Here is a 22,580-nt window from a genome sequence, read left to right as displayed (position 1 = left end):
ACTAGCGTCGGCGGCGCCTGCCGGTCCCGAAGATGCTTCGTGAGATCTCCCGGCCCGCCGCCGACGCTGCCGAACGCAGAAACCCCTTCACTGCACTGCTGCCGAGCACCTGCTCGACGAGGGACGGTCCATCGTCGGGCGGTGCGGCGGGTGCCTGCCCTGCGGCGTGGTCAGGAACAGGTGGCGCCTCGAAATCCGGATCGTTGTTCGGGGCGCCCGCCACCGTCGCGGTGAGCTTCTCGTATGCCGACTCGCGATCGATGGTGCGGCCGTACTTCCCGTACATCGGGCTCGCCTGCGCCGCCGCCCGCATGGCGTTCTCACCGACCGTGTCCATCAGCGATCGAGGCGGGCGGATGCGCGTCCACGCAACGGGCGTCGGGGTTCCCATCTCGGAGAGCACCGTGACGATGGCCTCACCTGTTCCCAACGTCGTGAGCGCTTCCTCGAGGTCGTAGAACTCCGTCATCGGGTACGTACGGACCGTCTTGGTCAGTGCTTTCTGATCATCGGGGGTGAATGCGCGCAGCGCATGCTGCACCCGCGCGCCGACTTGCGAGAGCACCGCGTTCGGAATGTCGGTCGGCAGCTGGGTGCAGAAGATCACGCCGACGCCCTTCGACCTGATCAGCTTCACCGTTTGCTCGACCTGCTGCAGGAACGCTTCGGAGGCGTCCGCGAACAGCAGGTGGGCCTCGTCGAAGAGAAATACCAGTCTCGGTTTGTCGAGGTCGCCGACTTCCGGTAGGGCTTGGAACAGGTCTGCCAGCAGCCACATCAGGAAAGTGGAGAACAATTGCGGGCGCATTGCCTGATCACCGAGCTCGATCAGGTTGAGCATCCCCTGCCCACCGACGACATCGAGCAGATCCTCGGTTTCGAGTTCAGGCTCCCCGAAGAACGTGTCGCCGCCTGCAGCCTCCAGGTTGACGATCGCGCGCAGGATCACGCCGGCGGTCGCCTTGGAGATCCCGCCGATCCCCTGAAGTTCTGCCTTCCCCTCGTCGCTCGTCAGGTGCGCGATGGTCTGGCGCAGATCCTTCAGATCGAGCAGGGCGAGTCCGTTCATGTCGGCCCAATAGAAGATCAGTCCGAGTGTGGATTCCTGGGTCGCGTTCAGTTCGAGCACCTTGCTCAGCAGGATCGGACCGAACGCGGTGACAGTCGCGCGAACGGGGATCCCCACGCCTTCGGTTCCCAGTGAATAGAACCGCACCGGAAAACCGGTCGGGCTCCACCCATCGTCGCCCGTGTCCACTGCGCGCGCAGCGAGCACATCACTCGTCTCCCCTGCCGCAGACAGCCCCGACAGGTCACCCTTGACGTCGGCAACCACAACAGGCACACCCGCAGAGGAGAGCTGTTCGGCAATGAGCTGCAGTGTCTTCGTCTTGCCGGTGCCCGTTGCGCCGGCAACCAGGCCGTGCCGATTCAGGGTTGCCAACGGTATCCGCACGTGGGCTGTGGGATCGACTGTGCCGTCGTGCACGACAGCACCCAATTCCAGTGCCTCTCCGATGACGGCATAACCGTCGGCGATCGTTGTGCTCGGACGCGAAGTTTCGGCCATCCGATCTCCCCTATCGATGTGTGACAGACCTCGGCGCACCCCACCGACGACTTTAACCGTTCTTCCTCCTGGCTACTCTGTGAGTCGTGCAGGACAAACTCGTATGGATCGATTGTGAGATGACCGGGCTGCGGATCGGCAGCGACAAGCTGATCGAGATTGCCGCGCTGGTCACCGATAGCGACCTCAACGTGCTGGGCGACGGAGTGGACATCGTCATCCACGCCGACGACGACGCTCTCGCCTCCATGCCGGAGGTGGTGCAGCAGATGCACGCGAAGTCCGGACTCACGGAGGAGGTGCGCCGCTCGACGGTCAGTCTCGCCGAGGCCGAGAAACTTGTGCTCGACTACATCCGGGAGCACGTCGCGGAACCGGGCACCGCACCGCTGGCAGGTAACTCGATCGGAACCGATCGCACCTTCATCGCACGGGACATGCCCGAGTTGGACGGCTTCCTCCACTACCGGATGGTGGATGTGAGCTCGATCAAGGAGCTGACCCGGCGCTGGTTCCCGCGGATCTACTTCGGTCAGCCCGAGAAGGGGCTCTCGCACCGCGCGCTGGCCGACATCAAGGAATCGATCCGCGAGCTGCGCTACTACCGGCGTACCGCATTCGTTCCCGAGCCCGGACCGACGTCCGCCGAGCTCATCGCCGTCGTGAAGGAGCTCGGACCCGCCTGACCAGGCGATTCGGTGTTTCCACCAAAGTCACGCTAGTATCTGTACCGCAAGCGCACGCGGTCGAAGACCGTACGCGATTGCGATGGTGAGTGTAGTTCAGTTGGTAGAGCACCAGGTTGTGATCCTGGCTGTCGCGGGTTCGAGTCCCGTCACTCACCCCCAAGGGAAAGCCCCTGACCAGTGGAGACACCGGTCAGGGGCTTTCTGTTTCCTGCTCCATGCAACAGGATATGCGGGTTATAGGGGACCGTTGACGCGGAAGAGTCCCGCGACGAACGGCGTCGTATCGGGCATCGACCGTTCGATGGCGGTGAAGTGCCCGGCCATGTAGACGCGATAGTCCACATCGGCGCCCGACGCGGTCATCTCCGCGGCCAGTTTCGCCGACAGCGGGATAGGCACCATCACATCGTGTATGCCGTGGCCGAGGAAGACCGGACGGTCGTAGCCGTCGGTGGGGACGGCCAGATACTCGGCGAGGACGGCGGGCAACTCTCCTTCGAACATCGGACGCGCCGGCAGGTCACCGATGCTCACCGATTGCGCGACCGCGTCCAGATCGTCGTAGCAGAGCACCTCCGCCTGATCGAGGATTTCCTGACCGGCCGGAGTGAAGTAGCTGTCGATGTCGACGTCGGGATAGGCATCACGGACTCCCGAGAACAAGTACCCACTGAACGACACGAGCCCCCACAGACCGGGATCAGGCAACCCGGGGACTCCGAGGGTGAACGCCGACTCGAGATTGGCCGGGGCCCCGGTGGCGACAGTGCCTCGGAAGTCGAGTTCCGGCGCTCGGGAGGTCGCGATGCGGGCGGTGTGCAGGGCCGCGTGACCACCTTGCGAGTGTCCGATCACCGCCCAGCTGTCGGACAGGGTCGGATCGGCTGCGCGGGCGGCGCGAACACTGTCGACGACACTGTGCGCGGCGCTCTGGCCGTCGAGGTACCGGTGGAGGCCCTCCGAACCGAGTCCTGGATAGTCGGCCGACACCACCGCGTAACCCTGGTCGAGCCAGTGCCCGAGGTACATCTTTTCGACATCGGAGCGGGGGGTACGGGTCGTCAGCGAACAGTCGTCACCGACACCGGTGGTCCCGTGCGCCCACGCGACGACGGGCCGGCCGCCCTCGGGCGGATCGCCCTGCGGCACGAACAACGCGCCGGTGGCGATGGTGGCTTCACCGGAGCGCCACTGCGTGCGGTATTCGATCTTCTCCGCAACTGCGGTGCCGGGCAGGGAGAGTTCGACCGGGAGCGGTTCGACCGAGACGAGTGCGCCGGGTTCCGGCCCAGCGGGTGCGCCCGCAGCGGGTGCGGCGGCCGCAATGTGCGACCCGATCAGCTGAGGAACAACGAGGCCCAGCGCCGCAACAGCGCTGAGCCACGTTCGAATGCCGGTCACCGGCTATGCATTCGCGTTACCGGCTTTCCAGGTGTCCCACGGAATGTTCCAGTCTCCGAGCCCATCGGTGCCGGACAGCACCCCACCGACGGTGTTGCTCACGATGACGATGTCGCCGCGTTTGGTGTTGTCGAAGATCCACTTGGCGTTCGCGGGGCTCAGGTTCAGGCACCCGTGGCTGGTGTTGCGGTACCCCTGGTCGCCGAGTGACCACGGAGCCGAGTGGAAGAAGATACCGCTGTAGGACATGCGGGTGGCCCAGTCGACCGGTGTGCGGTACCCCTGAGACGAGTCGACGGCCACTCCGTACGTCGACGAGTCCATGATCATGTGATCGAACCGGTCGCCGATCGTGTAGACGCCGTTGGGGGTGGGCGTGTCGTTCTTCCCCATCGAAGTCGGCATCGTGATCACGTCGGCACCGTTGCGGTTGACGACCACCTGCTTGGTGTTGTCGTCGACCCTGATGATCACCGAGTCGCCGATCGTGAACGAGGTCGCGACATCGGACTGGCCGAACAGGCCGTCGCCCAGATCCTTGCCGTAAGCCTTCACATCGACCGAGACGGTGGTGCCGGGCGTCCAGTAGTTCTCCGGTCGCCACCGCACTTCGCGGTTGTTGACCCAGTAGAACGCACCCTCCACCGGCGGGTTCGTCGTGACGGTGATCGCTTCCTCGGCAGCGAGGCGATTCGGGATGTTCTCGTCGAACTGCACCGCGACCGGCTGACCGATACCGACGACAGACCCTTCACCGGGCATCACGTACGGCTGGGTGAGATTCGACGGAGACGATGTCGTGAACGACAGGCTCGAGGTGGTGGCACCTCCGAGTCCGTAAGCGACGGCTTCGAGAACGTACTGGCGGTTGTACCCGAGCGGCTCGGTGTTCACCCAGGTTGCATCGTCCTCGATCGCACCGGAGACCGGTTCTCCCTCTGGGGTGAGGAGGGTCACCGATTCGAGCTTGCCGTTGACCACCGACACCGTGACCGGGTCGATCGGAGAGAAGCCGACGCCGCCGTCTTCCACACTGGCCGACACTGTCGGTTTGATGAGTGCCGCGAGTGGGTTCGAGTCGATCGGCACTTCATCGGCCCCGCCACCCGATCCCGGCGAGCAGGCAGTGACGAAGGCCATAAGCCCGACGATCATCAACCCCAGTACCGCCGCGGTCCGCCGCCGACGCGGACTCGTCACTTGTTCTTGTTGCACTGCCACTCTCCGCTCCCGCCTCCCCACAGACACCAAAACTGCAGGTAACACATGTAAAAGCAATCTTGCCAGCCCATGTTTCGGGCAGGCCCTACGACGCCCCCCGACGTCGATAACGTTCGAATACCGAATCGCACCCACCGCGCCATCCGTTACAGCTCCAGCGCCTCGAAAGGCCCCTGAGCAGGCGATTTGGCGCGATCTTCCGAGGTGTGTAATCTTCTCTTCGTCGCCGGGACAACGGACCGGAGACAGAAACACCAAGCGCCATTAGCTCAATTGGCAGAGCAGCTGACTCTTAATCAGCGGGTTCGGGGTTCGAGTCCCTGATGGCGCACAGCGGAAAGCCCCACATCCGGAACACTACCGGGGTGGGGCTTTTTCGGCACTGTAGAAAGAATCACCCTTCGATGATCACCGGATCTCCGAGTTTCACGTTCTCGTAGTACCAGCCGGCGTTCTCGGTGCTGAGGTTGATGCAGCCGTGACTGACATTCGCGTATCCCTGAGAATCCACCGACCACGGTGCAGCGTGCACGAAGATTCCGCCCCATGTGAGCCTCACCGCATATTCGGTGTCGATGCGGTACCCCTCGGGCGCGTCGATCGGCACTCCGTAGGTAGACGAGTCCATCACCAGATGGCGGAATTTCTCGAGCACCGGGAATGTGCCGACGGGGGTTTCGTATCCCGGTTTACCCATCGACGTCGGCATCGTCCTGACGACCTCGCCGTTCAGACTGACCGTGAACTGGTGCGTCGAGCGATTCGCGACCGCGATGAACGAGTCACCGACCTGGAAGTGGGTCCGCGACCCTCCGACCAGGACCGTGACGTCAGTACCTCCGGGCCAGAAGCCGTCCGGTACCCATTGCAACTCCCGATCGCTCACCCAGGACGTATACCCCTCGACGGGCGTCGCGGTGATTATCTGCACTGCGTTCTCGGCCGCTACCCGATCCGTGACGGGTGCGGTGAAACGCACGATCACCGGATGCGCGACCCCCACCACGTCCCCGGTAGCGGGCTCGACAGACGAGATACCGACGCCTCCGGGCGGCGCCTCGACGACGGTTCCCGCAGCGGCGGCGGCTCCGGAGCCGAACCACACGGCGGTTGCGAGAATGGTGGCCAGAAGCAGTCGTGCGCTCCGCTGACAACCCCGCATGACGGTCGCCTCCTTCGAACCAGGCCAGACCCCGACCCATCCAGTGAAGCACGTCACACCTATGGGCGCGGCATATGAAAGGTTGTCGTGCACGAATGCACAGTGCCCGCGTCCGTAAAGACGCGGGCACTGTGCGGATCCAATGGGGTCAGCGCAGAATCTTGCGCAACACGAGCAGACCCACCACCGCACCCACAGCGATGGCGGCGTATTTCTTGACCTGAGGCTGATTGACCTTCGCCACGACGCTCTGCTTGGTGTTCGCCACCAAGGTCTTCGGGTTGGCGCGGAGGCTCAGTTCGTCGAGCGTGCTCGCGAGCTGGTTGCGGGCCTTTTCGATGTCCCGCTCGATGTCGCCGGTGTCCCTAGCCACGTGATCCTCCAGAAAGTCGCTGCAGTGTGCTGCGACCACGGTAATGGACGAACGGTCTACTACTGTCGCGGACATGACGGAAAACAGCAGACTCTCCCCCGGTGACACCGCACCCGACTTCACACTTGCCGACGCCGACGGCAACGAGGTGTCGCTGTCCGACTACCGCGGACGCAAGGTCATCGTCTACTTCTACCCCGCTGCGAGCACGCCCGGCTGCACGAAGCAGGCTTGCGATTTCCGCGACAACCTCGCCGAACTGGGCGATGCCGGACTCGACGTGGTCGGAATCTCCCCCGACAAGCCCGCGAAACTGGCCAAATTCCGCGACAGCCAGGAACTGAATTTCCCGCTGCTCTCCGACCCCGAGAAGACCACGCTCACCGCATGGGGCGCCTTCGGCGAGAAGAAGATGTACGGCAAAACAGTGACCGGCGTGATCCGATCGACTTTCCTCGTCGACGAGCAAGGCAAGATCGAGGTTGCGCAGTACAACGTACGGGCGACCGGACACGTAGCGAAGCTGCGACGCGATCTGTCCGTCTGACTATTCGGCCAGGGAGCTCAGCAGCACCGCTTCCGCGACGGCGAGGTTCTCGATCTCGGACGGATCGACACTCTCGTTCGGGGCGTGGATGACGCAGCGGGGCTCCTCGACCCCGATCAGGGCGATCTCCGCTGTCGGCACCGCGCGTTGAAGTGCGGTGCACAACGGGATCGACCCGCCTTGACCGGCGGTGCCCACCTCATGTCCGTACGCAGCCTCGAGCGCAGACCGTAGAGCGGTGTATCCGGGCCCGTCGGTCACGGCGCGGAAGGGTTCGCCGACGGCTTCGCGCTCGATCCGTAAGTGGGCACCCCATGGAACATGCGCTTCGAGGTGGGCGACGAGCGCGTCCTGCGCGGCCGTCGCGTCGACCCCGGGCGGTACCCGCAGGTTCAGGCGCGCCGATGCGCGGGGCACGATCGCGGCGGCCGAGCCGACGACCGGGGGCGCATCGATTCCGAGTACGGTCAATGCAGGACGGGCCCAGACGGCGTCGGCAATCGAGCCCGAGGTCGGCAGCGTCACTCCGTCGAGCACACCGGCGTCGGCGCGAAATCTGTCTTCGGGATACGGCACGCCGTCCCAGGTCGCGGTGGCGTCGAGACCGTCGATGACCGTGTTCCCGTCGGTGTCGCGCACGGTGGCGAGCATGTGCACCAATGCGGCGAGCGCGTCGGGTGCTCCCCCGCCGTACATGCCGGAATGCACTTCGCCCGTCAACGTCTCGATGTGGATGTCGACGTTCGCGATACCGCGCAAGGTGGTAGTCAGTGTCGGCTTTCCCACTTCGGCGTTGCCACTGTCGCCGATGATGATGAGGTCGGCCTGAAACAACTCGGGCCGCTCCTCGACCAGGTGGTCGAGCCCTTCGCCGCCCATCTCCTCGGATCCTTCGATCACGATCCGTACACCCACCGGGATGCGCCCGTCTTCGAGGACCGCCCGCAGCGCGAGCAGGTGCATCATGATGTTGCCCTTGCAATCGGCGGCGCCGCGCCCGTACCAGCGGCCATCTCGTTCGGTGAGCGTGAACGGCGGACTGTCCCAGAGGTTTTCATTACCGGGAGGCTGTACGTCGTAGTGGCTGTACAGCAGGACGGTGGGGACTCCGGCGGGGGCGGGGGTGTGCCCGACGACGGCGAGCGATCCGTCGGAGGTCTCGATGAGTTCGACGTGTTCGATCCCCGCCTCGGCGAATGCGTCACGAACCCAGGTTGCAGCTCCGACGCATTCTTCGACGGGGAACTGCCGGGGGTCGGCCACCGAGCGGAAGGCAACCATAGTAGCGAGCTCGTCACGAGCCGCAGGCATCGCTGCGCTGACGCGGGTCCGCATTCGTCGGGTCAAGCCTGTCATCTGTTTGCCTCCTTGTTTCGGATGAGCACGTCGATTCCATCGAGGAGCCGCTCTAGTCCGAACCGGAAGTCGTATTCGTGCCATACCGCGGGGTCTTCGTCCTCGTCTGTATCGAATGCTCCCGCAGCAACGGCTGCGAGTACCCACGGATACTTCTCCGGGTCGAGGATGCGAGGCATCACCGAGGGGTAGTCCACCCGATCGTCGACGACGGCGGATTCGAGTTCCCATGAGAAACGCGCACGACTGATGACATACAGCGAGATCGTGAGCGTGACCTGCACCTTCTCCTCCTCGTCGAGGAGGGTGTCGGACATCGCACCGAGGCCGGCGTCGAGCCAGCGCATGTTGTTGGGCCAGTAGGGAGCCGTTCGGATCTGATGCTCGGTCAGCCATCGGTATTCGCGCAGCGCTCGGTACTCCGCTGTGGCCCAGGCGTCGAGTCGCTGCCGCCAGGACCCCTCGGCGGGCAACTCGGGCGGCGGTCCGAGCGCGCGGTCCCACGCGAGTTCGACGAGTTGATCCTTGCTGTCGACATAACGATAGAGCGACATCGTGGTGAAGCCGAGTTCCTTCGCCACCCGGCTCATCGAGAGCGCCCCGAGCCCTTCGGTGTTGGCCACGGCGACCGCGGCGTCGAGCACCTGATCCAATGTCAGGCCTCGGCGGGGCCCCCGGGTACCGGGGTTGTTCAGCCCCCACGCCAGCCGCACGTCGCGCGGTAGCTCGTCGTCGGTTCCGGGACTGTGCATAGCTCTCCGTCGTTCGGGGTCTTGCCGCAATCCTAAAACTGCGTATCATCTACACAAAAGTCTATGACATACACAGTTAAGGACCGGGACATGTCCGATCGCTTCGCCGCTCTCCATGTGCAGGCACTACGCAAGACATTCGGCTCCACCACGGTGCTCGACGGCATCGACCTGCGGGTCGCGCCCGGATCCGTATTCGCCCTGCTCGGCGCTAACGGCGCCGGAAAATCCACGACCGTGCGGATCCTCACGACACTGCTGCCCTTCGACTCCGGCACCGTCGAAGTCGCCGGGCTGGCCCTACCCGCCCACGCCCGTTCGGTCCGTCAACGAATCGCCCTGACCGGACAATATGCCGCTATCGACGACGTGCTCACCGCACGAGAGAACGTCCGCCTCGCCGCGCAACTGGCACACCTGCCCTCGTCGACGATCAACGGCCGTGTCCGAGAACTGATCGAGCGATTCGATCTCGGGCACGTCGCCGACCGGCGCGCGGGCACCCTCTCCGGCGGCACCGCTCGCCGGCTCGACATCGCGATGAGCCTGGTCGCTTCACCGCAGGTGCTCTTCCTCGACGAACCCACCACAGGCCTCGACCCCCGCAGCCGCCTCATCATGTGGGAGGTCATCCGCGAACTCGCCGCCGAAGGAGTCACCGTCTTTCTCACCACGCAGTACCTCGAGGAAGCCGATCGCCTCGCCGATCGGGTCGCGGTCCTGGATTCGGGACGCATCGTCGCCGAAGGCACACCGGACGAGCTCAAAGCGCTGGTGCCGGGCGGTCACCTGGAATTGCGATTCACCACCGAACCCGACCTCGATCATGCTGCGGCACTACTCGGCGGCGAGACCGACCCGAGCACCCTCACTCTCGAAGTCCCCACCGACGGCGATCTCCCCCACGTGGCCGCCCTACTCACCCGGCTCGCCGACGACGCAGTTCCGGTCGAGAAATTCGGCCTCCACTCCCCCACACTCGACGATGTCTTCCTCACCCTCACCGGCACGGCCAACCGAAAGAAGTTCTCGCAGTGACGATCACCGACTCACCGACCCGCACTGCCGGTCACCTGCCCCGCGACTATGCGGCGGTGACCGGAAGAAACCTCAGACGCATACTCCGCAGCCCCGACGCTCTGCTCATGGGGCTCGCGTTGCCGGTCCTGCTGCTCGTGCTGTTCGTATACGTGTTCGGCGGCGCCATCAACACCGGCACCGACTATCTCAACTACGTGGTTCCGGGCATCGTGCTGCTGTCGGCCTCGTTCGGCGCCGCGCAGACCTCGGTTGCCGTCGCGTCCGACATGCAGCGAGGCATCGTCGATCGGTTCCGGTCGATGCCCATCGCGCGTTCGGCAGTCCTCACCGGCCACGTCGTCGCCAGCCTGCTCCGCAACCTCGCCAGTACCGTCGTCGTGTTTGCCGTCGCCGCGGTGATGGGATTCCGGGCCGACGCCACCTTCGTCGAATGGATCGCGGCCATCGGGGTCATCGCGCTGTTCATTCTCGCGATCTCGGCGGTGTCCGCGGCATTGGGGATGCTCGCCGGAAATGAGGAGGCCGCAAGCGGCTTCACCTTCTTCCTCCTCTTTCTTCCGTATGTGAGCAGCGCATTCGTACCGCCGGACACGATGCCCAGCTGGTTGCGCGGATTCGCCGAACACCAACCGGTGACGCCGGTCATCGAAACGGTACGGGGCTTGCTCACCGGCACCCCGGTCGGCAACTCCGCACTGGTCGCGGTGGGCTGGTGTGTGGCATTCATCGCCGTCGGACTGGTCGCGGCCACGGCATTGTTCCGCCGTCGAACCGCGCGGTGAACCCGTGCCGATGGGAGCACAACCCGTTTGGTGACACTTCTTTTCACACTCATGTTCGGCTTTCGCACAGTGTGCCGCTAGCCTGGGCGCGTGGAGTCAGCAACGAACGGCCGCCGCGCCCCGCAACGGATCGACCCCGCACTCGAGGTCCAGGCGGAGCCGCAGGAACTCGTGCCCAGACGACGTCCGACGCAGGAACGCAGCCGGCGCAAGTTCGACGCGCTCCTGGCAGCCTCCCGCGACCTACTCACCGAAGTCGGATTCGAGTCGTTCACGTGCGAAGAAGTCGCATCCCGCGCCGACGTCCCCATCGGTACCCTCTACCAGTTCTTCGCCAACAAGTACGTGATCGTCTGCGAACTGAATCGGCAGGATCTCGTCGGTGTCCAGAACGAACTCGCCACCTTCAACGGCAGGATCCCATCGGTCGACTGGCTGCGATTCCTCAACAATTTCGTCGATCACATGGCGGGTCTGTGGACCACCGATCCATCCCGACGCGAAGTGTGGCTGGCGATGCAGTCCACCCCATCGACGCGTGCCACCGGCGCCATCCACGAGAAAGAATTCGCCGAACAGGTCGCGCGGATGCTGGCGCCCCTCACCCCGGACACTCCCCGAGCACGCCGCAAGCTCATGGCCGAGGTGCTCGTCCACATCGTGTACTCGATGTTGAACTTCTCGGTGCAGGACGACCAGACCCACGCCGACGCCGTGGCCGAACTCAAGCGGATCATGGTCGCATATCTGCAGGTCGCCGAACAGGACTCGCGTGCCCAGGCGAAACGTCAGAAGCGACGTGAGGATTCCGAACGCGCACGCGCCGCCACGTCCGGCGCCGCCGGTTCCGAAACGACCAAGGCCGAGGAAGCATCCGCTCCCTCGGCCTGATCGTGTGTAGCTCCCCGCTGCTACCTGTCGTCCTCCCCGGACGAGTACCCGCCGGCGGCGTCTTCGAGTACCACGAACGCGCCGGCCATGTCTCCGTCGTGCGTCAGTGACACATGGATCCGCCGATCGCCGAGATGCTCGGCAACCTCACGGTGCAACCGGATGCTCGGCCGTCCCCATGCGTCGGACACCACCTCGATCTGCTGGTGGATCGTCTCCGGCAGCACCGGCGGACTCCCGAACAACGACGCCGACCACGCTTTGATCACGGCTTCCTTCGCCGCCCAGCGCGCGGCGAAATGCCGGGCAGGATCGGAGCTGCGGGTATTCGCATCGCGACGCTCACCCGGGGTGAAGTTCGCCAGCATCGTCGTGCCCGGCCGGCGCAACTGCGCAGCGAACTCCGGCACCGACACGAGATCGAACCCGACACCCGCAACTCCCATCACTACGTGGTTCCCTCGAGTCCCCGGCCTACTTGCAGCCGGGCATACCCGAGCGGTACACGTCGCCGTCGCCGAGGCGTGCTTCCTCGGTGAGCAGCACATCCGCTTCGAGCTGACGTGCAGCTGCGGCAGGCACCGCGTCCCCACCGAACCGGCGATCCGCGGGACGCTCGTACAGTGCCGCGCCTCCGGTCATCGCCGAGACCAAGCGCCGCTTACCCGAGATCGTGCGCTCGGCAGCCTGTGCGAGGTACGCCTCACGACGGTCGGCAGGCAGCGACTCCACGAACGCCTGCGGGTGCACCACCGCGATCAACCCGGACACGTGGCCGAAGCCGAGGCTGGTCAGCAGACCCGCCTTCAGCGCGTACTGCTCGCCGAAACGGATCGGCGTACGTGCCCATACGAGGTGCTCGTACTCGGCCATCTTCTCGTCGACGCAATCGAGGCTGCGGTTCGGCGGGACGACACCCTGGCTGAGTACCTGGCAGAGACCGACCAGCTGGAAGGCCGCTGCGCCACCCTTGGCGTGTCCGGTGAGCGACTTCTGTGAAACCACGAACAGCGGGTTTCCCTCGCCGCGGCCCAGCGATCCGGCCAGGCGCTCGTGCAGTTCCGACTCGTTGGGGTCGTTCGCCGCAGTCGACGTGTCGTGCTTGGAGACGACCGCGATGTCGTCCGCAGTGACACCGAGCTTGCGCAGTTCCTTCGCCAGGGCCGACTCACGTCCGCCGCGACCCGCGCCGAGCGCGCCGATGCCGGGCGCCGGGATCGACGTGTGGACACCGTCCGCGAACGAGCTCGCGTATGCCACGACACCGAGGACAGGAAGCCCCATCTCCAGCGCGAGGTCGCCGCGCGCCAGCAGGACGGTGCCGCCACCGGCCGACTCGACGAAACCACCGCGCCTGCGATCGTTGGCCCGCGAGAAGCGGCGATCGTCGATGCCCTTGGCGGTCATCTCGTCGGACTTCGCGGTCGCCGACATATCGCCGAACCCGACGATGCCCTCGATACCGAGATCATCGAAACCACCGGCGACAACCAACTCGGCCTTGCCCAGCTTGATCTTGTCGACGCCCTCTTCGACCGACACCGCAGCCGTGGCGCACGCCGCGACCGGGTGCACCATCGCACCGTAACCGCCGACGTACGACTGGACGACGTGCGCGGCGATGACGTTCGGCAGGGCTTCCTGCAGGATGTCGTTCGCGCGGTTCTCGCCGAGCAGCGTGTCGATGTACAGCGACCTCATCGAGGTCATGCCGCCCATGCCGGTGCCCTGCGTGTTCGCCACCATCGACGGGTGCACCCAGCGCAGCAGTTCGGACGGGGTGAAGCCACCGGTGAGGAACGCATCGACCGTGGACACGATGTTCCACAGACCCACTCGGTCCACCGCATCCGCCATGTCGGCGGGGATGCCCCAGCGGGTGACGTCGAACCCGGTCGGGATCTGGCCACCGACCGTGCGGGTCAGCTTCGCCTTACGCGGCACGCGGATTTCGGTGCCTGCCTTGCGGGTGACCGTCCAATCTCCGGACTCAGGATCGACCGCAGCGACCGTGTTCTCCGGATCGGAGTCGACGAACGCACGGGCTTCCGCTTCGGAGCCGACCACGAAGGACAGATCCTTGTCGAGGAACACCGACGTCATCAGCGGAGCCGTGTTGTCGACCATCGCTCCGTCGTCGGCGTAACGACGGATGCCGCAACGCTCGACAACCGCGTCGTTGTAACGGTCGGCGATCTCCGACTCGGGGACGAGCTCACCGGTCTCGGCATCGTAGAAGCCGGGCTTCGGTTCGTTCTCCCACTCGATCAGACCCGTGACCCACGCCAGTTCGAGCACACCGGCAGCCGACAGTTCCTCGTCGACCTCCATCTCGAAGCGGGTACGCGACGATCCGTACGGGCCGAGCTCGCCTGCACCGACGATGACCACGAGATCCTCGGGAGCCGCGGTGACCTGGCTCCACTCGGGAGCCGGAGTGGCATTGAGACGCGGAGCCGCAGGCAGTGCCGCGATGGTCGCGGCCTCATCCTCGATATCCTCGTCCGCGGCATCGGCCGCGTCCTGTGCCTGCTTCGCGAGCGCAGGCAGATCGAGCCCCGCGTCGGCGAGTCCGCCGGTGAGGTCCGCGACCAACGGCGCATCCTTCGCGAGACGCTTGGCCTCCGGACCGACGAGCTTCAGCAGTTCGGTCGCCATCTCGGGCGTCGACCACGTGCGCACACCGACAGCTTCCACGGCCTCGACCAGCGGATCGTTGCCACCCATCAGCCCGGTGCCGCGCACCCAGCCGATGAGCGCGTGCGCCAGGGTGACGCGCTCGGCCCACGTGCGCTCGGCGCCCCAGCGAGTGACGATTGCGTCGAGCGCTGCCTTCGACTCGCCGTACGCGCCGTCGCCACCGAACATGCCGCGGTTCGGAGACCCGGGCAGCACCACGTGCAGGTGGGTGTCGACGTCGTGATCGGCACCGATACCGGACAGGCCGGCGATGAGCCGCTCCACGGACCACAGCAGGACCCGCATCTCCATCTCGGCGCGCGCACCGGCATCGGCGAGCGAACCGGCCACGCGAGGTGCGGCGAACGGGAAGAGCAGCGTCGGGGTCAGCGCATCCTTGATGAGCTTCTTGGCGCCGCCCGCGTTCTCCACGGTTTCGGTGCCGATCCACTCGATCAGGGCGTCGACGTCGGCGTAGGACGCCATGTTGGCGGGCACGACCCACAGGGCCGCGCCGGTGCGAGCGTGGCGTGCGTACAGGTCCTTGTAGAACCCGAGACGGTTCGAATCGAGCCGCGACGTGGTGACGATCACCGTCGCACCGCCGCCGAGCAGCTTCGCTGCGACGGCAGCGCCGATACCACCCTTGCTGGCACCCGTGACGACAGCGACCTCACCTGCGTACTCGGCGTCGCCCGTGTGTGCCGCAGCCGTCGCGATGCGCCCGTAGGTGTCGGCCAGCAGCGTGCGACCTGCGTCGCTCGCCTTGGCCTGCCAGTAGGTCGCATGAGCGGCAACCGTCTTACCGGCACCGTCGAAGCGTTCGACCTCCACCGTGTCGCCGAGCCAGACACGCGCAAGATCCTCACGCGCGGTGGCCCATCGGTCGTCGATGAGGACGGCCTTGCGGGCGTCGAACGCGGGTGCAACCTGCCGCGGCCAATCGGAACCGAGCTCGGCCGAGACCAGATCGACGAGTTCGTCGTCGGCCTTGTCCGCGAGGCCGGACACCTTCTCGTTCAGTCCCAGCTGCTCGAGCACGAGGCGCGCGGCGCTGGCGAGCACACCGTCGCGACCGGTGATCTGCTCGGTGAACTCACCGAGAGCAGCAGCATCGACAGTGGCTCCCCCGCCACCACCGGCCGACGGCATCGACACAGTGATTCCGCGACGTGAGCCGACCGACTGGACGGCGGCGTCGATCAAGGCGTCGACCGAGGCGGTGTCGCCGAGCGCGCCCTGCGACAGACCACCCAGATCGCCACCGCGGATCGAGGATCCGTCGCGGCTACCGAGAGCCACCTCCGCGGTCACGTGCTGGGTCCAGCCTTCGCCCAGACCCCACACCTTGGTGACGCGGTCGGCGACGTAGCCGGGCCGCTTGCCCGACGGGCCGAACACCTTGCGCAGGTGATCGTTGATCGAATCCGACAGCACCGGGCCGAACGGGCGGTAGGTGCGGGCGAGGCGGTCGACCGTGCCTGCCAGCGCGCCCATGTCGGCGTCGGCAGCACCGTCGATCGCACCGAGCGACAGCTCGGAGCCGAGGTCGACGAGAAGCTGGTTACGACGCGAGGACACGCCGTCGCACAGTGCCTCGATCGTGTCGACGGGGCCGATCTGATCGGGACGCAGCTTGGTCCACAGCGCGATGAGCACCTTCGTGGCATCCGCGGCCTTGAACACGATGTCGTCGGGGGTCGGGCCGCCGGTCGGCGCTGCCGGAGCAGCAACCGGAGCCGTGGCAGCAGCAGGCGCAGCAGCCTCGGACGACGGCGCTTCGGGCTCGTCGTCCTCGACCGGAGCCGGATCCACATCGGTCGAGTACACGATCGACGCTTCGCGCTCGATGTTGAGCACCTCGACCGGCTGACCGAACCGACCCGGCAGCTTGAGGGTCTGCGACGCGAGGTTCGCGACCGTCGGGGCGGCACCGAGACCGACCTCGACGAAGCGCTCCACACCCAGACCACCGTCGGCTTCCTCTGCGAACAGGAGGTCTTGCGTCTCGATCCAGCGCACCGGCGACGCGAACTGCCACGCCAGAAGCTCGGCGAGCACCACACGGGTCAGCGCAACCGGCTTCGCGGCCCACGCATCGAAGTCCGCGAGGACCTCGGCGAGCGGCTCCGACGGCACCAGATCAGCGATCTCCTGGATGAACTCACGACCCAGGTTGAACGGCTTGGGCACCAGATTCGGGATATAGCGGCCGATGAGGATGTTCGGGTCGATCTCCTCGGGCAGCAGGTTCAGCAGCCGCTCACGGAAGTCGTCCACACCGCCACGCAGGACGGTCGAGTGGAACGGCACATCGATGCCCGGGACCAGGATGAACGCGCGCTTGCCACCGAACTCGGCGACCTTGCGTTCGATGACGAGCTCGAGTGCTTCGAGCCCCGCCACCGTTCCAGCGATCGCGTACTGCGAACCGCGCAGGTTCAGGTTGACGATCTCCAGGAATTCGTCAGCACTCGCTCCGACTTCGGCGATGAAGTCATGCAGGTCCTCGTCGGCGACACCGAACTGCGACGGCCGAATCGCAGCCATGCGGTAGTTCGAGCGGCCGCGCTCGTCACGCGGCACGAGGGCGTGCATCGCCGAGCCGCGCTGGAAGACGACCTCGAGAACCGCTTCGAGCGGAAGCACACCGGCGACCGCGGCGAGAGCGTTGTACTCACCGACCGAGTGACCGGCCAGCAGCGAACCTTCGACGAATGCGCCTGCCTCGCGGAGTTCCGCGATCTGCGCGACACCGAGCGTCGCCATCGCGACCTGGGTGAACTGGGTGAGGTGCAGTACACCGTCCGGGTGCTTGTGGGTGACACCGCGGGCCTTGAGGACCGTCGGGTTGTCGCGCACCACAGCAAGGATCGAGAAGCCGAGGGCGTCGCGGGTGTGCTTGTCGGCGCGCTCCCAGATCTCACGGGCAGCCTTGCTGCGGGCGCGAGCGTCCAGACCCATACCGGGGCGCTGGATGCCCTGGCCGGGGAAAGCGTAGATCGTCTTCGGTGCGGCGATACGGCCCGTCGCGACCATCACCAGGTCGCCGTCGACACGGCAGCCCACCTCGACGATCTCGGCGCCGCGATCGGTTGCGATGCGATCGACGCGCACATCGATCTTCGCGCCCGGGCGGACCATACCGAGGAATCGCGTCGTCCACGCCGTCATCCGGCGCACCGGCAGCTTCGCATCCGACTCGATGGCCGTGGCGACCTGCTGCGCAGCGGCGGACAGCCACATGCCGTGGACGATCGGGCTACCCAGACCGGCCAGCAGCGCGGCATTGTCCGACGTGTGGATCGGGTTGTGGTCGCCCGAAACCCGAGCGAACGCGCTCATGTCGGTCGGGGCGACGATCACGGCATCGCGACGCCGGCGACGCGGCGTCTCGATGACATCATCACTCAGCGAACCACCGGCACGGACCGGATCGGCCAGCTCGGCGGTGCCGGTGCGGCCGCGGATCGCGAAACGCTCGATCAAGGTCGCAACCGTGTTGTCGCCCGAGCCGTCACCGTTGTCGGCGGAGATGGTCACGTGGACCTCGACGACGCGGCCCAGATCGGTGTCGGCGACGTTCTCGACCTGCGCCTTCACACCCAGGATCGACGGGTCGGTGGACAGGCCGTTCTTCACGTCGATCGCGTGATCGAGGTGGACGAGATCGAGCATGCCCTCGATGACCGACAGGTTCTCGTCGGTGCGGGCAGCACCCAGCGCCGCGAACACGGCCGGCCAGCACGCGCCGACGAGGACATCGGGCACACCGTTGGTGCTCGGGCTCAGGTTCTCGGGCAGACCCGCACCGGTGACACCGGCGTGATCGGCGATCTTCTCCGGCAACCAACCGAGGGTGATACGCGCGGCACCCTTCTTGACGGTCGGAAGTTCCTGTCCCGCAGCCACACCGAGCAGCGCCGACATGGCGGCGTCGGCGTCGGCCTCGGTGATGACAGGTGCGCCGCCGGTGCTCACGGATGCGGGCACGGTGATGCGGATCTCGACGGCGCGATCGTTACCGAGGGGCACCCGCAGGCCGACGTGCTCGGCATCGAGGACCGTCAAGGTCGCGCCGGTAGGCGCATGCACCGCAGCAGCCTCCGACTCGACGACCCACTCGTCGAGGTCACCGAGACGATCGATCGGATTACGCGTCTGGCGGCCGGCCCACGCGACATCGGGCGACGACAGCACAGCGTCGAGCAGACCGGTCGCGACGTCGCGGTGACGGCGAGCAACCACCGGGGTGGGCTCGACACCGGACTCGACAAGCTCGTCGACCGTGGCCTTCTCGAAACGGTCGAGCAGCTCACCGACCGGCTCATCGACGCGGGTGATGCCCGCGACGGCGACGGTGCCGGGGATGACGCAGACCTGATCGGCGGTGTAGCGCGGATCGTGTGCCTGCCACAGCGAGTCGGACCGCCACCAGCGACGCACATCCTGGTCGACGACCGGCACGAAGTTCACCGGCTTGCCGGGGGTCTTGCAGAGCGAGACGAAGAACGGGACGTCCGCGGGGTGTAGAACCACGTCGCCTGCATCGGTGTACTGAGCCGTGAGCGACTTGACCGCCGCGTACGGACGCTCGAGCACCGCATCGTCGTCGAACAGCGTCGGGATCGGGCCGCGATCCACAGGATGCAGACGGGCCTCGGCGCGCTGCAGCATCTCGCGGAAACGCTCACGCCACGACACGTCGAGCCACGGGCTGACATGCGCGTCGGCGACGGCGTCGCCCAGATCGCTGCCGCAATCGAACTCGGTAGCGCAATCGGAACCGATCGCGAGCTCGAGGTAGCGAGTCAGCCACTGCAGGTAGGTCATCTCGGAGACATCCCCGAAGTACGGCTTCGCGGTGATGTCGAGCGCGGCAATGATCTCGTCGCGACGGGCAGCCACAGCATCCGCATCGCCCGCGACCTCGTCGAGCAGACGACCCGTACGGGAAGCAGCGTTGTCGATCTCATGGATATCGGCGCCGAGCTGGCTCCGTCCCGAAGCCATTCCACCGTTCGCGGTACCTGCTCCCACCCAATCGGGGGTGCCGGGCGTGTCGACCAGAAGCTGCTTGACCTCGGGAGCCGTGGTGGCCTCCAGCGTCGCCATCGCAGCGGTGCCCACCAGGATGCCGTCGAGCGGCATCGCCGGGAATCCGTGCACGGTCGACCAGCGGCCCGTCAGGTAATCGGCGGCCTTCTCCGGCGTACCGATACCGCCACCGACACACAGCACCAGATTCGAGCGCGTGCGCAGCTCCGCGTAGGTGTCGAGGAGCAGGTCGTCGAGGTCTTCCCACGAGTGGTGACCACCCGCGCGGCCGCCCTCGATGTGAACGATGATCGGGTAGCTCGGGACCTCGTTCGCGATGCGGATCACCGAACGGATCTGCGCGACCGTGCCCGGCTTGAACGCAACGTGCTCGATGCCCGCATCACGCAGATCGGAGATGATCTGCACGGCCTCTTCGAGCTCAGGAATACCCGCGGTGACCACGACACCGTCGAACGGTGCGCCCGCGGCACGGGCCTTCGGCACGAGACGCTTACCGCCCACGTGCAGCTTCCACAGGTACGGGTCGAGGAACATCGAGTTGAACTGCGCAGCGCGACCGGGCTCGAGCAGATCGGTCAGCTCGGCCACATGGTCGGCGAAGATCTGCTCGGTGACCTGGCCGCCACCGGCGAGTTCCGCCCAGTGACCGGCGTTCGCGGCAGCAGCCACGATCTTCGGATCGACCGTGGTGGGGGTCATACCCGCCAACAACATCGGCGAACGACCCGTCAAACGGGTGAAGGACGTCTCCACACCGATCCGGCCGTCGGGCAACGCCACCGGCTTCGGAGCGAACTCCGACCATGCGCGCGGCACCTCGGGCTCGGCACCCGGCGTCAGCAGGTTGCGCTGACCACCGCGGGTTGCAGCGGCGATGATTCCGACGCCCTGACCACGCAATCCGGACTGGGTCAGGCGGGTGAGAAGCTCGCCGGGGCCCAGATCGAGGATCCAGGACGCACCCGACGCAACAGCGCCATCGACCTGCTCGACCCAGTCGACCGGTGTCACGAGAATGGACTCGGCCAGCGTGCGAGCCAGCTCGGCGTCCAGATCGCAGCGCGACGCCCACTCCACGACCTGTTCGACGGCGTCCGCGAACGCGGGGTGGTGGAAGCCGACCTCGGCGGGAACAGACTCGAAGGTGGGCGCGAACACGGCGCCGCCACGCTTCTTCGAATCACGCTCGCGGGTTTCGGTTGCGGAGATCTCCTCGCAACGCTGCTGCACACGCTCGAGCGCAGCCGGCGGGCCCGACAACACGACGCGGCGACGGCCGTTGCGGATGGCGACAACCGCGCTGCGCTCGGGATCCTGACCCTCGAACACCTCCGCGACGACCGCGCGCACGCGTTCGCTGTCGGCGCCCGACACCGCGAGCATCGGGAACTTTCCTGCGCCGGCGATCAGCCCGCGGCGACGGCCGACGAGCGAGGCAGCGGCACCGATGAGCTGAGCGATCGCGAGGATCTCGGCGTCCTTACGACCACCGGCCGCGACTGCCTCGACGGCGAGAACGCCCTGCGAGTGGCCGATCACAGCGCTCGGCGCGTGGGTGGCGACGTCGAAACCCTGGTTTGCGAGCGCGCGCAACGCAGCGACCTGGGTGAGGAAGACACCGGGCTTGGAAACCGCGGCGGAGGTGAGAGTCGCTTCGGACGGGCCGTTTGCGGGGGTCTCGTCCTCGTCGTCGACGAGTTCCTGCTCGAGAATCCACGCGATGGGATCGAACCCTGCCGGGCGCACAACCATCAGTTCGCCTGCGACGGGCGCGAGGTGTGCTGCCGCCGAGTTGACCAGTTCGGTCAGGACCGGCTCGAGGCCGTTGTCGCGGCTGAGTTCTTCGAGGGAGCTGAGCCAGGGCGCACCCTGGCCGCCGAAGGCGAGCGCATAGGGCTCACCCGCGAGAAGCTTGTCGACCAGTGCACCGTTCGGGGCGGTCGCCGCCCGCTGGCCGGTGCGTCGTGATGCCTTCGAGTTCCGTCCGTTGTCGCCTGGTGTGGTCTCGTCGATCGTCACGCGTGTGGTTCCTCTCCTGAACACCCCTGCGTGGAGGCATTTCGTGTTGCAGCGCTGCCCGCGCCGGTGTGTTGCATGGACTGGTGTTCTGCTCAAACGGGCACGCCAAGGTTCGCACAGAATCATGAGGGGTTCCTCATGTTTCTTCTCCCGTAACCCACAGGGCGACGCAGCTACCAGTGACTTCACTCACACAACCCGGAAAAGTGACCGATGGGTAACCCGAATCCGCCCAGGCTGCGTCGATGCGTGGACGTCCACGAACCCGAGGAGTCCTCACGTTTTATTGTTATCCAATCGTTACCATCTTGACGGCCGGTCCGGGCCGTGCCTCACCTCCCGGAACATGTCGGACCCTCCCGCTAGCTTCAACCACGATCGAACATTCATTCGACAAGGGGGCACTATGAGCAGGGCGGTCAAGTACACGAAGGAACTTCTGGAGGAGGCAGTGCGGGCCTCCTCGAGCATGTCAGGCGCGCTTCGATGGATGGGTGCAAGGCCCGACGGTGGCACGCATACGCACATCAGCAGACGGATCAAGAGGCTGGGAATCGATACATCGCATTTCACAGGCCGGGACTCCCAGAAAGGGAAACCGCCGCAAAACCGACTCGATTGGACCGAGATCCTCGTGCTCAAGCCGGTCGAATCGAATCGCCAGGCTCCGAAACGCCTGCGCCGCGCCCTACTGGAGTCCGGGCGGCAACACAAGTGTGAAGGATGCGGTATGGATCCGATTTGGTGCGGGGAGGCTTTGATCCTCCATGTCGACCACATCGATGGAAACCCGAACGACTCCCGCCCTGAGAATGTGCGCTTCCTGTGTCCCAACTGTCATAGCCAGACGCCGACTTGGGCCGGCAGGCGACGTTTCGGCTTCAACTCGGATCTGTCGGAGTCATGACGTAGTGTGTCCGTGACGCGCGAGTGGCGGAATTGGGATACGCACCAGGTTTAGGTCCTGGCGCCCTTACGGGTATGGGGGTTCGAGTCCCCCCTCGCGCACCACGGATAGTGAGTGTGGATCCAGCCC

The 22,580-nt window shown here is 65.9% G+C and carries 14 protein-coding genes and 3 tRNA genes; 8 read left to right on the top strand and 9 right to left on the bottom strand.

Features of this window, described 5'->3' with window-relative positions; translation table 11 throughout:
- Window position 1: 1 nt before the first annotated feature.
- Window positions 2-1,570, bottom strand: coding sequence for a helicase HerA-like domain-containing protein (locus ACTDXD_RS21005; protein WP_440124169.1), 1,569 nt, complete (start codon window positions 1,568-1,570; stop codon window positions 2-4).
- 86 nt (window positions 1,571-1,656) lie between these two features.
- Here ACTDXD_RS21005 and orn point away from each other — a divergent pair, with 86 nt between their 5' ends.
- On the top strand, window positions 1,657-2,256 hold the full coding sequence (gene orn, locus ACTDXD_RS21000; protein WP_440124168.1) for an oligoribonuclease: 600 nt from the start codon (window positions 1,657-1,659) through the stop codon (window positions 2,254-2,256).
- Between the two features lie 84 nt (window positions 2,257-2,340).
- A tRNA-His gene (locus tag ACTDXD_RS20995) sits at window positions 2,341-2,418 on the top strand.
- A 75-nt stretch (window positions 2,419-2,493) separates the two neighbouring features.
- On the opposite strand, the gene ACTDXD_RS20990 is transcribed toward ACTDXD_RS20995, so the two are convergent.
- Together ACTDXD_RS20990 and ACTDXD_RS20985 are read right to left on the bottom strand one after the other, a co-directional pair.
- Window positions 2,494-3,621, bottom strand: a complete 1,128-nt coding sequence (locus tag ACTDXD_RS20990) for a lipase family protein (protein WP_440127736.1) — start codon at window positions 3,619-3,621, stop codon at window positions 2,494-2,496.
- Between the two features lie 42 nt (window positions 3,622-3,663).
- On the bottom strand, window positions 3,664-4,800 hold the full coding sequence (locus ACTDXD_RS20985) for a L,D-transpeptidase (protein ID WP_440127735.1): 1,137 nt from the start codon (window positions 4,798-4,800) through the stop codon (window positions 3,664-3,666).
- Window positions 4,801-5,139: 339 nt separating this feature from the next.
- Here ACTDXD_RS20985 and ACTDXD_RS20980 point away from each other — a divergent pair.
- A tRNA-Lys gene (locus tag ACTDXD_RS20980) sits at window positions 5,140-5,212 on the top strand.
- A 63-nt stretch (window positions 5,213-5,275) separates the two neighbouring features.
- Here the strand turns inward: ACTDXD_RS20980 and ACTDXD_RS20975 are convergent.
- Window positions 5,276-6,043 carry a L,D-transpeptidase gene (locus tag ACTDXD_RS20975; RefSeq protein WP_440124167.1) on the bottom strand — a complete coding sequence of 256 codons (768 nt, stop codon included), beginning with the start codon at window positions 6,041-6,043 and terminating at the stop codon, window positions 5,276-5,278.
- Between the two features lie 148 nt (window positions 6,044-6,191).
- A complete protein-coding gene (locus tag ACTDXD_RS20970) occupies window positions 6,192-6,416 on the bottom strand; it encodes a DUF3618 domain-containing protein (RefSeq protein WP_169688522.1) in 225 nt (74 codons plus the stop codon).
- Between the two features lie 73 nt (window positions 6,417-6,489).
- Between ACTDXD_RS20970 and bcp the strand changes: the two genes are divergently transcribed.
- Window positions 6,490-6,963: a thioredoxin-dependent thiol peroxidase gene (gene bcp, locus ACTDXD_RS20965; protein WP_440124166.1), complete on the top strand. Its 474-nt coding sequence runs from the start codon at window positions 6,490-6,492 to the stop codon at window positions 6,961-6,963.
- Here the strand turns inward: bcp and ACTDXD_RS20960 are convergent, their stop codons facing one another.
- Window positions 6,964-8,319, bottom strand: a complete 1,356-nt coding sequence (locus tag ACTDXD_RS20960) for a dipeptidase (RefSeq protein WP_440124165.1) — start codon at window positions 8,317-8,319, stop codon at window positions 6,964-6,966.
- Window positions 8,316-9,071 carry a TetR/AcrR family transcriptional regulator gene (locus ACTDXD_RS20955; RefSeq protein WP_440124164.1) on the bottom strand — a complete coding sequence of 252 codons (756 nt, stop codon included), beginning with the start codon at window positions 9,069-9,071 and terminating at the stop codon, window positions 8,316-8,318. The genes ACTDXD_RS20960 and ACTDXD_RS20955 overlap by 4 nt, the downstream gene beginning before the upstream one ends.
- Window positions 9,072-9,161: 90 nt before the next feature.
- On the opposite strand from ACTDXD_RS20955, the gene ACTDXD_RS20950 reads away from it, so the two are divergent.
- The 3 genes from ACTDXD_RS20950 (at window position 9,162) to ACTDXD_RS20940 (ending at window position 11,785) form a co-directional block, all read left to right on the top strand.
- A complete protein-coding gene (locus tag ACTDXD_RS20950; RefSeq protein ID WP_440124163.1) occupies window positions 9,162-10,109 on the top strand; it encodes an ATP-binding cassette domain-containing protein in 948 nt (315 codons plus the stop codon).
- Window positions 10,106-10,894 carry an ABC transporter permease gene (locus ACTDXD_RS20945; protein ID WP_440124162.1) on the top strand — a complete coding sequence of 263 codons (789 nt, stop codon included), beginning with the start codon at window positions 10,106-10,108 and terminating at the stop codon, window positions 10,892-10,894. Before ACTDXD_RS20950 ends, ACTDXD_RS20945 begins: the two co-directional genes overlap by 4 nt.
- A 90-nt stretch (window positions 10,895-10,984) precedes the next feature.
- Window positions 10,985-11,785 carry a TetR/AcrR family transcriptional regulator gene (locus ACTDXD_RS20940; protein WP_440124161.1) on the top strand — a complete coding sequence of 267 codons (801 nt, stop codon included), beginning with the start codon at window positions 10,985-10,987 and terminating at the stop codon, window positions 11,783-11,785.
- 20 nt (window positions 11,786-11,805) lie between these two features.
- Here ACTDXD_RS20940 and acpS read toward each other — a convergent pair whose 3' ends face one another.
- Window positions 11,806-12,231: a holo-ACP synthase AcpS gene (gene acpS / locus ACTDXD_RS20935; protein WP_440127734.1), complete on the bottom strand. Its 426-nt coding sequence runs from the start codon at window positions 12,229-12,231 to the stop codon at window positions 11,806-11,808.
- A gap of 28 nt (window positions 12,232-12,259) precedes the next feature.
- Window positions 12,260-21,544, bottom strand: a complete 9,285-nt coding sequence (locus ACTDXD_RS20930; protein ID WP_440124160.1) for a fatty acid synthase subunit beta domain-containing protein — start codon at window positions 21,542-21,544, stop codon at window positions 12,260-12,262.
- A 924-nt stretch (window positions 21,545-22,468) separates the two neighbouring features.
- Between ACTDXD_RS20930 and ACTDXD_RS20925 the strand changes: the two genes are divergently transcribed.
- Window positions 22,469-22,555, top strand: a tRNA-Leu gene (locus ACTDXD_RS20925).
- The last annotated feature ends 25 nt before the right edge of the window (window positions 22,556-22,580 follow it).

Origin of the sequence: Rhodococcus sp. SJ-3, from assembly GCF_051918125.1 — a bacterium.
GTDB lineage: Bacteria > Actinomycetota > Actinomycetes > Mycobacteriales > Mycobacteriaceae > Rhodococcus.
Note: the sequence above shows the minus strand (reverse complement) of the source record. Positions and strands in the feature narration are given on the sequence as shown.

Excerpts from the sequence above, each read along its gene's own strand:
- ACTDXD_RS21005 (WP_440124169.1), bottom strand. The coding sequence starts at position 1,570 with ATGGCCGAAACTTCGCGTCCGAGCACAACGATCGCCGACGGTTATGCC.
- ACTDXD_RS20985 (WP_440127735.1), bottom strand. The coding sequence starts at position 4,800 with ATGGCCTTCGTCACTGCCTGCTCGCCGGGATCGGGTGGCGGGGCCGAT.
- ACTDXD_RS20975 (WP_440124167.1), bottom strand. The coding sequence starts at position 6,043 with ATGCGGGGTTGTCAGCGGAGCGCACGACTGCTTCTGGCCACCATTCTC.
- bcp (WP_440124166.1), top strand. The coding sequence starts at position 6,490 with ATGACGGAAAACAGCAGACTCTCCCCCGGTGACACCGCACCCGACTTC.
- ACTDXD_RS20960 (WP_440124165.1), bottom strand. The coding sequence starts at position 8,319 with ATGACAGGCTTGACCCGACGAATGCGGACCCGCGTCAGCGCAGCGATG.
- ACTDXD_RS20955 (WP_440124164.1), bottom strand. The coding sequence starts at position 9,071 with ATGCACAGTCCCGGAACCGACGACGAGCTACCGCGCGACGTGCGGCTG.
- ACTDXD_RS20950 (WP_440124163.1), top strand. The coding sequence starts at position 9,162 with ATGTCCGATCGCTTCGCCGCTCTCCATGTGCAGGCACTACGCAAGACA.
- acpS (WP_440127734.1), bottom strand. The coding sequence starts at position 12,231 with ATGGGAGTTGCGGGTGTCGGGTTCGATCTCGTGTCGGTGCCGGAGTTC.